Origin of the sequence: Lysinibacillus sp. NPDC097279, assembly GCF_044761745.1 — a bacterium.
GTDB lineage: Bacteria > Bacillota > Bacilli > Bacillales_A > Planococcaceae > Lysinibacillus.
On the sequence record NZ_JBIWDA010000009.1, the window covers coordinates 70,477 to 83,417 of the forward strand.

Annotated in this window: 11 protein-coding genes; 7 read left to right on the forward strand and 4 right to left on the reverse strand. The window is 38.6% G+C overall.

Annotated elements, in window-relative coordinates; genetic code table 11:
- Positions 1–7: 7 nt before the first annotated feature.
- Positions 8–748, reverse strand: coding sequence for a gluconate 2-dehydrogenase subunit 3 family protein (locus ACIQ1H_RS21680; RefSeq protein ID WP_228134323.1), 741 nt, complete (start codon positions 746–748; stop codon positions 8–10).
- Positions 749–1,058: 310 nt separating this feature from the next.
- On the opposite strand from ACIQ1H_RS21680, the gene ACIQ1H_RS21685 reads away from it, so the two are divergent.
- Positions 1,059–3,071: a methyl-accepting chemotaxis protein gene (locus ACIQ1H_RS21685; protein ID WP_402891920.1), complete on the forward strand. Its 2,013-nt coding sequence runs from the start codon at positions 1,059–1,061 to the stop codon at positions 3,069–3,071.
- 186 nt (positions 3,072–3,257) lie between these two features.
- Here the strand turns inward: ACIQ1H_RS21685 and ACIQ1H_RS21690 are convergent, their stop codons facing one another.
- Positions 3,258–4,442 carry an alanyl-tRNA editing protein gene (locus tag ACIQ1H_RS21690; RefSeq protein ID WP_402891923.1) on the reverse strand — a complete coding sequence of 395 codons (1,185 nt, stop codon included), beginning with the start codon at positions 4,440–4,442 and terminating at the stop codon, positions 3,258–3,260.
- A 161-nt stretch (positions 4,443–4,603) separates the two neighbouring features.
- Between ACIQ1H_RS21690 and ACIQ1H_RS21695 the strand changes: the two genes are divergently transcribed.
- From ACIQ1H_RS21695 to ACIQ1H_RS21720, 6 genes are all read left to right on the forward strand, one after another.
- Complete coding sequence (locus tag ACIQ1H_RS21695) at positions 4,604–4,891, forward strand: DUF6509 family protein (protein ID WP_228134326.1); 288 nt, start codon at positions 4,604–4,606, stop codon at positions 4,889–4,891.
- Between the two features lie 357 nt (positions 4,892–5,248).
- Positions 5,249–6,583, forward strand: a complete 1,335-nt coding sequence (locus ACIQ1H_RS21700; protein WP_402891926.1) for an FAD-dependent oxidoreductase — start codon at positions 5,249–5,251, stop codon at positions 6,581–6,583.
- 27 nt (positions 6,584–6,610) lie between these two features.
- Complete coding sequence (locus tag ACIQ1H_RS21705) at positions 6,611–7,084, forward strand: glutathione peroxidase (protein WP_228134328.1); 474 nt, start codon at positions 6,611–6,613, stop codon at positions 7,082–7,084.
- Between the two features lie 337 nt (positions 7,085–7,421).
- The gene (locus ACIQ1H_RS21710) at positions 7,422–8,189 is read left to right on the forward strand and encodes an ABC transporter ATP-binding protein (protein ID WP_402891929.1); all 768 of its coding nucleotides are present in this window, start codon (positions 7,422–7,424) and stop codon (positions 8,187–8,189) included.
- Positions 8,176–10,044, forward strand: coding sequence for an FtsX-like permease family protein (locus ACIQ1H_RS21715; RefSeq protein ID WP_402891932.1), 1,869 nt, complete (start codon positions 8,176–8,178; stop codon positions 10,042–10,044). The genes ACIQ1H_RS21710 and ACIQ1H_RS21715 overlap by 14 nt, the downstream gene beginning before the upstream one ends.
- A gap of 1 nt (position 10,045) precedes the next feature.
- Complete coding sequence (locus ACIQ1H_RS21720; RefSeq protein ID WP_402891935.1) at positions 10,046–10,405, forward strand: YxeA family protein; 360 nt, start codon at positions 10,046–10,048, stop codon at positions 10,403–10,405.
- A gap of 43 nt (positions 10,406–10,448) precedes the next feature.
- Here the strand turns inward: ACIQ1H_RS21720 and ACIQ1H_RS21725 are convergent, their stop codons facing one another.
- A complete protein-coding gene (locus ACIQ1H_RS21725) occupies positions 10,449–11,840 on the reverse strand; it encodes a sensor histidine kinase (protein WP_402891937.1) in 1,392 nt (463 codons plus the stop codon).
- Positions 11,837–12,559: a response regulator transcription factor gene (locus tag ACIQ1H_RS21730; protein WP_402891939.1), complete on the reverse strand. Its 723-nt coding sequence runs from the start codon at positions 12,557–12,559 to the stop codon at positions 11,837–11,839. The genes ACIQ1H_RS21725 and ACIQ1H_RS21730 overlap by 4 nt, the downstream gene beginning before the upstream one ends.
- Positions 12,560–12,941: the final 382 nt, after the last annotated feature.

The following is a 12,941-nucleotide window of genomic DNA, read 5'->3' on the forward strand; positions in this document are numbered from 1 at the left end:
CCTCAAATTAGTGATTGCCCAATTGATTTGGTTCAATTTTTTGGAACTTAGCATCTTCAATCATTGTGATATACGCCATCTGATGGCCAGGGAAGCCTTTCATACGCCAGCCTTCCATATTGCGGTTTCCGCCATATAAAGGATCTGAATATGCCCCCTCTAACGTAGCTGCACGTAAAAGAGTGAAGAAAAATGCGGACGTTACACCATTCATTTGGATTTCACCCTTTTGAAAGGCTGTTAATATTTCATCCATTTGCTTGCCCTCTATTTCGTTAAAGCTTTTTTTGAAGCGACTTTGAGCTTCTGTCTCCATTTTTTCAACGCCTTGTTTGAAAATTTCTGCACGAGTTAGGCGACTTTGATAACCTTGTGTTGGGGCACCTTCCCCAAAAGGACCATGCATATATTCCTTAGAGTTACTACCATATTGTCCAGCTAACTGATGATCAATAAAATAAGGAACATCTAAATCAATCGCACCTGGGCCTAAATCATCTTTAGGAAAAATACGCTCAGTGGCATTTGATAAAATTTTAAAATCTCGGTCGTTCATGAAGAACATTTTAGCTTTAGGTGCGGCAGCTTCATTTGTAGTTCCATTACCATGCTCTAATGTAGAAGTACCTTTACCGTTCATGTTATAGCCAACAAGACCACCTATTAATCCACCACCGACTAATGTACCAGCTGCAATACCTGTTGTTTTTAAAAAATCACGACGTGAGACATTATTATCTGTACTCATAAAAATCCTCCCCTCCAAGAAGTAAATAGATTGTGTTCTATCTTTTATAATCAGCAAAAAAACCAGATTATAATCAATTTGCCATGGAAAAAGTTTTAATTTCATCCACTTAAATAAACTAGTTAATAACAATTTAGAGAGGGAGTGGATAAAATGTATTAGACTATAAGCACTATGCTTATAATGAAAAATACAATTTTAAACAATTTTTATTGTTAATGGAAAAGTTTTGTTGACTTCTAGTTTTCGTGACCTTACTCTGAAGGAGAAGGGCAAAAAATTACAAAATTTTAAACAAAAATTTGGAGAAATGAGCAAAGCAAATATGTGGATTAAAGGTATTGGTGGTAAATTAGTTGTAGCTATTATCGCTTTAGTATTTGTGACATGTGGTACGCTCGGGTTTTCTACGTGGTGGAATAGTACAAAAGCAGTTGAGGAACAGGTCCAAGAGAATTTAATATCGAGGGCAGAAGATGTATCGAAATACATAGAAGAACACTTCCAACTTGCACTAGTAGAGGTGGAGGCTATTGCGGAGCAAGCAGCTATCCGTAATATGAACTTTGAGGAGCAAAAGACATATTTAACGAAACGTATTGATGATAGTAAAAATTATTTAGGCTTTGGTATTATTACGTCGGATGGAATAGCTCATTATTTAGATAATACGACAGCTGATTTAGGTGACCGTGCATACGTAAAAGAAGGCTTTACAGGCAAGACAGTCATGTCGGAAATCACGATTAGTCGTGTAACGAATGAGCCAGTTATTTTAATCGTTGCACCTATTGATACAATGACAGGTGAAAAAGCATTGCTATTAGCACGAATAGACGGTTATTACTTATCTAACATTGTTGAGGACATTAAAGTTGGAAAAAATGGTTATGCCTTAATGTTAGATGCGACAGGAACTATTATCGGGCATAAAAATCACGCCCTTGTAAAAGAGCAGGTCAATGAAATTTCCGCTGCTGAAAAATCTGGTGAAATATCAGGTGAATCATTAGCAGCACAAGAAATGATTAGTAATTCAAATGGATATTTTGCCTTTGATACAAAGGATCATGGCATGAATTTAATGGGGTATCATACGTTGGATAATGGTTGGAAGATGGGGGTAGTCGCATTAGAAGATGAAATGCTGTCAGGGCTTTCACAATTAAAGACAAACTTCATTATTATGACTATTATCGTTTCCATATTGGGCTTGTTGATTTCGTTTGCGATTTCGCGATCTGTCAGTAGACCACTGCGTCATGTGCTTCGTATTAGTGAAGGATTATCAGATGGAGATTTTACACAAGAAATTCCTGATAAATATTTGAAGCGTATTGATGAAATGGGGACTATGGCACGTGCATTAGATAGAATGGCAGATAATATGCGAGGTATGATATCACAGGTTAGTAAGGAAGCAACAGAGGTAAATGAGGCATCTTGTGCATTAATGGGGGATGTACATGCTGTGACGAAGCATTCTGAGCAAATTGCAGGTGCAATAGGTGAGGTAGAACGTGGAGCACAAAGTCAAACGGCAATGGCTGAAGAAGGTGCATCAGCTATGGAGCAAATGGCCTTAGGAATTCAAAATATGGCAGAGGTTGCTTCGACGATTGCATCTAATACTGATTTTATTTCCGAGAAAATAAGTGAAAGTAATGGAGCGGTAAAACAATCTATTAATCGTATGGATGAAATACAGCGAGGAACAGCAGTAGAGCTCGACATTATCCGTAAATTGGAACAGGAATCGAAAGAAATAGAACTAATTTCAAAAATGATTACTGATATTTCCGATCAAACAAACTTACTAGCCCTTAATGCTTCAATTGAAGCTGCACGTGCAGGGGATGCAGGAAAAGGCTTTGCAGTAGTAGCAGAGGAAGTAAGAAAACTTTCGGAGCAAACAGCGGGTTCTGCTGCGCAAATAAATGTATTAATTGATCGAGTACAAGCATACACATTAGAGGTTGTGAAAGCTGCAGAGAGTGGCGAAGTAAATGTAGCACGAGGATTAGATGCTATTGAGGCAGTAGGAGAACGTTTTGAAGAAATCGTACATGCTGTTGGTGAAATAGCAGGTCAAATTGAGGAAATGAATGCTTCAGCAGAGCAAATGTCTGCTAATACGGAAGAGGTTTCAGCTTCAATGGAAGAAATGGCGGCAACAGCACATGCTGCCAGTGACTATGTATCTGAAGTGAAAACCGCAACATCCGAGCAGATGAACACTGTTGAGACTATGAACGAACAAACGATTAAAATGTCTGAAATGGCGAATCGCTTACAAGGAGCAATTCAACAATTTAAATTATAAAATGAGCGCAAAGAGGCTAGTGCAAAAGAGAAAAAGTGTTAGATTGATGGCAATCAATCTAACACTTTTTTCTATGCCATTGTCGTCTAAGACGGAGGCTATTTACTACTCAACGGCACGTTTTATGCTTTTTTAAAAGTGGTTTTAAATTGTTGGAAGCGTTCAGAATTGTTTGAGTGACTGGCACTAATTCAACGCTTCTTGCATAGCAGTGAGCAGTTGCTCACGGGCGATGATTCGCTCGCCGCCGCCTTGTACCATTTGATCACTGCCGCCACCTTTACCATTAATAAGTGGTAAAACTTTCGCGGCAAGCTCTTTCATACTTGTTTGTACATGGGCGCCACGCGTCGCCACAAATTGTAGCTTGTCTTCATTTTCTGAAACGAGTAATGCGATAGCATCGGAACGTTCAGCCACGATAAAACGAGCCAATTTTTGAAGTTCTTGTATCGAACGATTATTAAATGCAGCGGTAATTATATTGTTATCACTAGAAGCCAAGGCATCTGCTTCAAAGGTAAGCAATTCCTCTTTTGCTGCTACGAGTGCCTTTTCCGTCGCTTTTTGTGTTGCTAGTAGCTTTGCAAGTGCTGTAGCTGCTTCGACTTCAGGTACACTTAATTGTTTTGCAACATCAGCAAGTACAATTTTTCTCATAGCTAGCTCTGCTAAAACGCGTTGACCACATACAAACGACACACGTACATTGCCCTTCATTTTTTCAGTGCCTAAAATTTTAATAGCGCTAACTTGTCCTGTTGATGTTGGGTGAGTACCCCCACAGCCATTGTAGTCAAAGTCAGGAATAATGACTAACCGAATATCACCTGTCACTGCTACCTCTTTACGTAGATTGTAATTACTAAGTTCTTGCTCTGTAATCCATTTTGTCTCAATTGGACGGTTTTCTAAAATAATGTCATTAGCTCGAGCCTCAGCTGCCGCGAGCTGCTCTTTTGATAGGTTGTCGACAGCAATATCAATCGTCACTTGCTCACTACCGAGGTGAAAGCTTACTGTTTGTGCATCAAAAAGTTCGACAAAAGCGGCGGTTAAAATGTGCTGTCCTGCGTGCTGTTGCATATGGTCGAATCTGCGTTGCCAGTTCAATGTACCATGCACTTCACCAGATAAAGTGGAGGCATCGCCCTCTATATAATGACGGATTTCGTCATTGATTTTTTCAACATCGATTACGTTCGTGTTGTTTAACGTTCCCGTATCATACGGCTGACCGCCACCTGTTGGATAAAAGGCTGTGTTAGAAAGCACAACGTACTGGCGTCCATCATCCTCTATGCCAGTTCGTACAACTGTTGCAGTAAATTCCCGTTGCATAGCATCTTGATAATATAGTAGCTCTTTCATTAAAAAGCCCCCTTTATGTCATTTGATTTGAATTGCAGTACGAAAAGATTTACTTTATTGTGGCATAATTGCTTGTAGGTGTATACAGGTTTTCTAGTTGACCCATGCTGAAATTGATTTATTATAGAAAAGAATAGGTAAAGATAAAGGAGCTAGTATAAATGGATATTACACAATTTTCGGTGGAAGAAATTTTAGATCCGACGAATATTATTGAAGGTAAGCGCTATGAGTTTATTTTAGATGTAGATATTGATGAAGAGGATGAGCTGTACCATGAAGCGGGTATTGAAATCCGTGTTTTAATTGGCGAAAAAGAAGGGGCACCATTTATTTTAAATTACTTCATTATGGAAAAGGCAAAGGGAGAGTATTTAGACTTTGCGCTTGAAGATGATGAGTTAGAAGAGATTTTAACGTTCTGCAAAGAAGAAATAGCAAAAGCATAAGTACTTAAACAGGTAAAGGAAAACGATTGTTTTTCTTTACCTGTTTTTTGTAGAAAAGAAAAATACGTTCAAAGGGTGAGTCGTTCCCATACCGCTTATTACCTTTTAAAAAAAGGTAGTACTGGAAACGTGCATTTGTAATTAGCTTTTTGATAACATTAAATTATTGAAAAGTTGCAAAGTAAGTGGTGTATATCGTTTGATTTCAGTACGTCCATCTCCATCTCAAAAGTAGGGAAGCGTTATGACGATTTTTTCACCTATGGGGGAACGATTTGCTATGTCTGTGGTGGGAAATGTCATCTACATAGTTACGATACTGAAATTAAGTGGTAATGAGAAAAGGGGGCTTGTAGGATGAAATTCGTAATTATTGGGGGAGATGCGGCAGGAATGTCTGCCGCTATGGAGATTTATCGAAATGTACCAGGGGCGGAAATTACCTCTTTAGAGCGAGGTTTTATCTATTCATATGGACAATGTGGTTTACCTTATGTAGTAGATGGGCGGATTTCATCATCAAAGCGTCTTATTGCAAGAGATGTGGAAACATTCCGAGATAAATATGGTATTGATGCGCGAGTGGGGCATGAGGTCAAGCAGATCGATGTGGAGAACAAGGTAGTTAAAGGTACACAATTTTCAGGTGAGCCATTTGAGATTGCATACGATAAGCTTCTTATCGCAACAGGAGCTGATCCAATCATCCCTGTACAAAAGGGTGCTGACTTAGCAGGTATTCATAAAGTTAAAACAATCCCTGAATTAGAGGATTTACTTGCAGATTTAACGCCAGATATTGAGCATGTGACCATTCTTGGTGGGGGCTATATTGGCCTTGAAATGGCGGAAACAATTCGGGCATGTAATAAGAACGTGCGACTTATTCAGCGAGGCAATCAGGTCGCTAATATTTTAGATGAAGAGCTAGCAAAGCATGTCCATGAAGAGGCAAAAAAGCAAGGTATTGAGCTACTATTAAATACAACAGCCGAAGCGTTTGAGGGCACATCACGTGTGGAAAAAATCATAACAGATAAAGGCGCGTTAGCTACTGATTTAATTATTGTCGCTTCGGGTATTAAACCAAATACACAATTTTTAGAGGGGACAAATATTAGTCTAGCTAAAAATGGCGCAATCATCGTTAATCGTCATTTGGAGACGTCAGTTGAAGATGTATATGCGGCTGGGGATTGTGCAACTCATTTTCATATCGTTAAAGAACGTTTAGATTATGTACCACTAGGAACGACGGCAAATAAGCAAGGGCGCTTAGCTGGGCTTAATATGTCTGGCAAATTTGCACCGTTTCGTGGTATTGTCGGCACCTCTATACTGAAATTTTTCGATCTAACAATTGCGACGACAGGTATTAATGAACGTACGGCAAAGGACCTTGGATTTGAGTATGAGGCATATAAAATCTCTGCACGGCATATTGCAGGATATTACCCAGGAGCTCAACGGATGTTTATTAAAATTGTTGTGCGGAAGAGAGATCAGCAACTTTTAGGTGCACAAATTGTTGGACCTGCTGGTGTTGATAAACGCATCGATGTCTTTGCTACAGCTCTATTCAATAAAATGACATTACCTGATTTACTCGATTTAGATTTAGCCTATGCGCCTCCTTTTAATGGCGTTTGGGATCCGTTACAGCAAGCGGCAAGAGTAAATGCACGTATATAAAATAATGGTAAATAGGAGGAATAAAAGATGAATATTTATGATATTGATGTAGCTTTAGAAGATGGGACAGAGTATAGCTTAGAGAAGTATAAGGGCAAGGCAATGTTAATCGTCAATACCGCAACAAAATGTGGATTTACACCACAATTTGAGGAATTAGAAGAGCTTTATAAGAAATATCATGATGATGGATTAGTTGTGCTTGGCTTCCCTTCAAATCAGTTTAAGCAGGAGGTTGACTCTGCGGAAGAGGCTGCCTCACAATGTCGTTTAACATACGGTGTAACGTTCCCGATGCATGAAATGGTGAAAGTGAATGGCAAGGAGGCACATCCTGTCTTTAACTATTTAACAACGCATTCTAAAGGCTTCCTTGGTAGTAATGTGAAATGGAATTTTACAAAGTTTTTAGTAGATCGCAATGGGGAAATTATTAAACGCTATGGCTCTGCTGATAAGCCAAGTAGTATGGAAGAGGATATTAAAAACGTACTAGCATAGAGAACGGATGGGGAAATATAATAGATGACTACTGTCTTCGTTGATTTCTGCTACGGGCGGGCGCTTTCCGAGGGCACACCGTAAGCCGCAACCGTCGCGTCGTCTGTCGCGCCTTACGTTTTGTACTGTTCCCGCAGGAGTCGCCCGCACTCCAATCGACGAGAATTAAATTTATTGTAAATTGTTTGAGTGCCTGACACTCGTTTTTTATCTTATGTCTAGTTTGAAGCATGCACATGATGTGCATGCTTTTTTTGATTTAAGGTTGTTGTAAGCTTGCGACAATTTTGCTGTAAGTTTAGGGCCGTATACTGGAAACAGAAAGAGGTGAGCGTATATGACGCCATTATTAAAAGTACAAAATGTAGGAAAAACATACGGCAAAGGCGCGAATACATTTACAGCGCTTGAAAATATAACATTTGAAGTAGGACAAGGAGAGTTTGTCGGTGTGATGGGGCCTTCTGGTGCAGGGAAATCGACGCTCTTAAATGTATTAGCCACAATTGATACGCCAACAACTGGCGATATTGTAATCGGAAATACAAATTTAGCACATATGAAAGATACACAGTTAGCAGATTTTCGTCGTGATAACTTAGGCTTTATCTTCCAAGATTATAATTTACTCGATTCCTTAACAGTTCGTGAAAATATTGTACTACCACTTGCCATTGCAAAGGTGCCACAGAAGGAGATTGCTGTAAGAGTAGAGCGTATCGCACAGTTGTTTGGCATTAGTGAGCTACTAGATAAATATCCTTATCAAATTTCTGGGGGTCAAAAGCAAAGAACAGCATCATCACGTGCATTAGTAACTTCGCCTAAGCTAATTTTTGCCGATGAGCCAACAGGCGCACTCGATTCAAAATCAGCAACGGATTTATTAGAAAGTTTAAGTGATTTGAATCAAACCCATGCAGCTACAATCATGATGGTTACGCATGATGCTTTTGCAGCAAGCTTCTGCCAGCGTATTCTCTTTATTCAAGACGGCAAGCTTTCCAAGGAAATTCATCGTGGTCTACAGACGAGAAAGCAGTTTTTCCAGGAAATATTACAGGTGCTTGCAAGCGTCGGAGGTGGAGTAAATGACGTTATTTAGTTTGGCGCGTAAAAATATTCAGCGCAATTTCTTGAATTATTTTTTATATATTGCCTCAATGGTATTTAGCATCGTAATTTACTTTACATTTGTAACGTTAAAATACAGTGACGATCTTGCAGGCTCAACGAGTATGTCACAGCAAATTAAAGGATTAATGAGTGCATCGTCAATTGTGCTATTATTTTTCATTGTCATATTTATCGCATATTCTAATTCATTTTTTATGAAGAAGCGAAAAAAAGAAGTGGCACTTTATTCACTACTAGGTGTCCGTAAACAAAAAATTGGCCTAATGCTCTTTTTTGAGAATTTAGTTATTGGGCTCGTATCATTGGTTTTAGGTATCATCATAGGCTTTTTTATGTCAAAGGTGTTATTAACAATTTTAGTGCGACTGATGGGCTATCAGGTCGTAGCTAATTTAACATTTACTCCTGAAGCTGTGCTACAGACAGCGGGAATCTTTGCAGTACTATTCTTATTTACTTCTTTACAGGGCTACCGTGTTATTTATCAATTTAAACTAATTGATTTGTTCCACGCAGAGAAGCAGGGTGAAAAAATTCCACGTGCATCATTTTTAGCCGCAATTATGGGGACAGTACTTATTGCATTTGGCTATTATACGGCCTCATCTGATATTTTCACTAGTCCTATTTGGAAGTTGTTCACAATCCTCGGTACACCCCTTTTAGTAATCGGTGTAACAATTGTGGGGACATATCTACTATTCCATAGTGTGAGCGTTTTCGTACTGACGGCTTTGAAAAAGGCAACATCTTGGTCTTGGAGAGGCTTGAATTTAATCGGTGTTTCACAACTACTATATCGAATACGAGCAAATGCTAAATCATTATCCATCATCGCGATTTTAAGCGCAACGACGATTACTGCTGGTGGTGGCGTATTTGGGATGTACTACAATACCGAAGAAAGCGTACGTCAAATGCTACCAAACACATTTATGTGGAAAGGTGACGCTGTTGAATTTGACCAACAAAACGTGATATACAATGAAACAATTCATGCCAAAAATTTACGTGTCGATAATGAATTTGCATTTTTTGAATATACATTATTGAAGGAATCTGATTACAATCGTCTAGCGACATTACAAGGAAAAAATCGTGAGCTGCATGTTGCAAACGGTTCAGCTGTACTACTAGACGTTAGCTATGATGAACGTTTTTCACATGACTATACAGGCGAAAACTTTAAATTGCTAAGCGGGGAATCCTTCCATATCGACAAAATGTATACAGACAGTGTGCTAAACTTTATTCCAGCGGGGACGGTGCTTGTCGTAAACGATCTTGCATTTGATGCAACAAATGCAGAAGGTGTTACAATGCAGGCTGTCAGCATGGACAATGACTTAAAGCAACAAAGTATTTCTAAACAAATTTATAAGCAGCTATCTACTGAGCAGCAAGAATGGTTTTCAAGTGTGCCTCAAAGTTACGAGGATAGTCTAGGTACTGTCGGTTCATTACTATTTGTAGGAAGCTTTTTAGGGTTAGTATTTTTAGCAGCTACAGGAAGTATTATTTACTTTAAAGTGTTAACAGAAGCAGAAGAAGATCAGGCGAAGTATGCAGTATTAAATAAAATTGGTGTGAATAGTAAGCAAATATTGAAGACAGTTGCAGGGCAGGTTGCCGTTATATTTAGCGCACCGCTTATTGTTGGCATCGTGCACAGTGCTTTTGCGCTTTTAGCTTTTTCACAATTATTTAATATGGATATAACGAAGCCTGTACTATTATGGATGGTTGCATATTCAGTTATTTACGGCTTGTATTATCTCTTTACTGTACGGTCGTTTTATAAAATTGTGAGACAGGGGAATTAATATGAAAAAGACGTTTATAAGTATTGGGGCACTGTTTATCTTGTTTGTGGCAGGTCTTTGCGTACTCATGACAGTAGATTTTAATCGCTTAAATAAAGACACTTACTATGTGCATATAACTGCCGATGGGGAAGTTGAAGAATTTAAGGCAAGTGATGGGCAAATTATCCAAACGTATTGGTATGAGCTACCAGCCTTTAAAGAAAACGGAGAAGAAATGATGTTGAAATTTTCTGCTCAAAAAAATTTGCGACTAGATGCATATTTAAAGCTTTATGTGAAAAAAGAAAATGAAGTGACGTCTTATGATGAAATTCAATATGATGACATGCCTGCAAAGGTACAAGCGCAAATGAAATAAAATATAAGAGAAGAGCAGTCCATAATAATTGGACCGCTCTTCTTTATTTTTCGTTCACTTTATGCAATTGAATTGTGACAGTTGTCCCTTTTTGTTCCTCAGATGTAATGGACACCGTACCACCGTGTGCTTCAATAATATCTCGTGCAATAGCAGTGCCAAGTCCAGTCCCTTGTTTTTGCTCAGTATTTGTTCCACGGTAGTAACGCTCAAATATATGTGTAAGGTCTTCAGCACTAATGCCATGACCATTATCAGTAATTGTGATGGTGTTAGCATCTACTAACACGTGAACACATACATCTGGAGGATTATGCAGTATTGCATTATATAAAAAATTTATAACAGCACGCCGCATAAAATGCTCGTCAATCGAATGGACAATGACCTCTGCCGTTGCATCAAATTCGATATTTGCTTGTTCATAGGGTGGCGTATTTAGTGTGTCGATGACAATTTCCCGCATAAACTGAACGATATTGACGTCTGTTAAGGCTAGTGGGAGCTGCTGATGTCTTAGCCGCATTGTTAAATTTAAATCATCGAGTAAATCTTGCATATGCAATGACTGCTTTTCAATAATTTGTGCATATTCGGTTTGCTCATTTGGTAATAAGCCCCGATCATTTAGTAACTCTGCATAACCACGTATGGAAGCTAGTGGCGTCTTCATATCGTGAGAGACGTTGCTAATCCACTCCTCACGCATCAACTCTAGTCGTTTGCGTTCTTGCTCATGTGCTGCTAGCTCGCTCGATACTTCACTTAAATTTTCAAATACAGGTCGATAAAGACCCTTTGGCACTTTGATTGGCATATGTTTGTGATTTTTTAAATGCTGAATGCGTTCTATCATTGCGTAAAGAGGCTTCGTTAATGTACGACCAAATAACCAGCCGACAAGTGTTGCGACTAATAAATCGGCAATAACTATAAGCAATCCAAACTTTCCGATAAGTTGTAGTATAGAGGCACCTGATAGATGAACAACTAACCTTGATACGCCACTACCTTTAATGCCAATTAAATAGCTAATATTATCTTTACTGCCTACATAAACCGTCGTATCAACATCGAATTCCTTATATTTGTAAACTTGAATTAAATCGACGGGAGCATAATGGGAAAGTGCTTTTTCAGGTGCGAAATAAGCATCGATAACCTGTCCATTTGCATCAAGCAATTGAATCCAAGCATTTCTTTGATGTAACTGTTGCAACCCTTCTTCACTTACGGAAGGCTGACCATTATTTATATCAATATACTGTTGAAATCCACGCACAAAGATTTCCTCTGTGTCTGCAGTAGCATCATTAAATTTATTGTATTGCTGACATATCATTAACCCTATAAAAATGGCGGTATTGACGAAAATAACGATAATTACAATAGACAATATAGATAGTAAAAAACGAGCAGTTAATCGCCATCTCATGTTTGTGGCTCTTTTGGCACGACTAATTTATAGCCAAGCCCTTTGACCGTTGTTATATAAACAGGTTTTGAAGGATCGTGTTCAATTTTTTCACGAAGACGACGAATGTGCACCATAACCGTATTGTCTGAGCCGAAAAAATCCTCACTCCAGACACGTTCGAATAATGTTTCCTTACTTAAAATGCGGTTTGGATTATGCATAAAGCAAGCCATTAAGCCGACTTCCTTAGCTGTTAATTCTAATAATGTCCCATCTTTGTGTACTTCTGTTTCATCGCTATTAAGCACAAATGGTCCAACCTGTATCGTCGTTATTTGTGTAGTAGTTGTTATTTCCTGTATTTGATAGCCTGCTCGGCGCAAATGTGCCTTTACTCGATAGGCAACTTCTTTAGGACTAAAAGGCTTAGTAATATAGTCGTCACCGCCAATGGCGAGCCCTAAAATTTTATCAATCTCTTCATTTTTCGCAGACAAGAAAAGAACTGGAATATGTGAAACTTCACGAATACGTCGGCATAAATCATAGCCTTCACCGTCTGGAAGCATAACGTCAAGTAGCACGATATCGGGTTTCACCTGTTGAAAGCTCGACCACGCTTTGTCGATGGAGTTTGCTGTATGGATAAGCTTATAGCCCTCTTTTTGAAGACTCACCTTTAGCAGATTAGCTAAATCTGCTTCATCCTCTACAATTAAAATAGTTGGTTCTTGCAAAGTTCATACGCCCTTTCCTTTAAGGTTGGCATTCATTTCTTATTTATCAGCCTTATTATAAATGAAAGTACTGAAAAAGACGAAGCATGATGAAGGGAAAACGGCAGATTTAGTCTGTGAAAATAGGCTGTCAAGATTTACTGGAATCATACTGCTAATCATTGTGTAAAATTGGAAAGGTTTTATCGAAATAGCAGGAACTATTGACCTCTATGTCGAATTTAATTTTTATAAGCGGTAAAGTGTAGCTATTTATCGACATCAGCGACAGAGCTGTTAGTAATTGCAAAGAAAATGCACTAAAGAGAAGGCTTCTTCAAGATGATAAAATTTGCACATATTTTTGATTTGTACTTGAATAAATTATGAATACTAGCTCTCT

Bases quoted from the DNA above. Each gene is read 5' to 3' on its own strand.
- ACIQ1H_RS21680 (WP_228134323.1), bottom strand. From the start codon at position 748: ATGAGTACAGATAATAATGTCTCACGTCGTGATTTTTTAAAAACAACA.
- ACIQ1H_RS21685 (WP_402891920.1), top strand. From the start codon at position 1,059: ATGAGCAAAGCAAATATGTGGATTAAAGGTATTGGTGGTAAATTAGTT.
- ACIQ1H_RS21690 (WP_402891923.1), bottom strand. From the start codon at position 4,442: ATGAAAGAGCTACTATATTATCAAGATGCTATGCAACGGGAATTTACT.
- ACIQ1H_RS21695 (WP_228134326.1), top strand. From the start codon at position 4,604: ATGGATATTACACAATTTTCGGTGGAAGAAATTTTAGATCCGACGAAT.
- ACIQ1H_RS21700 (WP_402891926.1), top strand. From the start codon at position 5,249: ATGAAATTCGTAATTATTGGGGGAGATGCGGCAGGAATGTCTGCCGCT.
- ACIQ1H_RS21705 (WP_228134328.1), top strand. From the start codon at position 6,611: ATGAATATTTATGATATTGATGTAGCTTTAGAAGATGGGACAGAGTAT.
- ACIQ1H_RS21710 (WP_402891929.1), top strand. From the start codon at position 7,422: ATGACGCCATTATTAAAAGTACAAAATGTAGGAAAAACATACGGCAAA.
- ACIQ1H_RS21715 (WP_402891932.1), top strand. From the start codon at position 8,176: ATGACGTTATTTAGTTTGGCGCGTAAAAATATTCAGCGCAATTTCTTG.
- ACIQ1H_RS21720 (WP_402891935.1), top strand. From the start codon at position 10,046: ATGAAAAAGACGTTTATAAGTATTGGGGCACTGTTTATCTTGTTTGTG.
- ACIQ1H_RS21725 (WP_402891937.1), bottom strand. From the start codon at position 11,840: ATGAGATGGCGATTAACTGCTCGTTTTTTACTATCTATATTGTCTATT.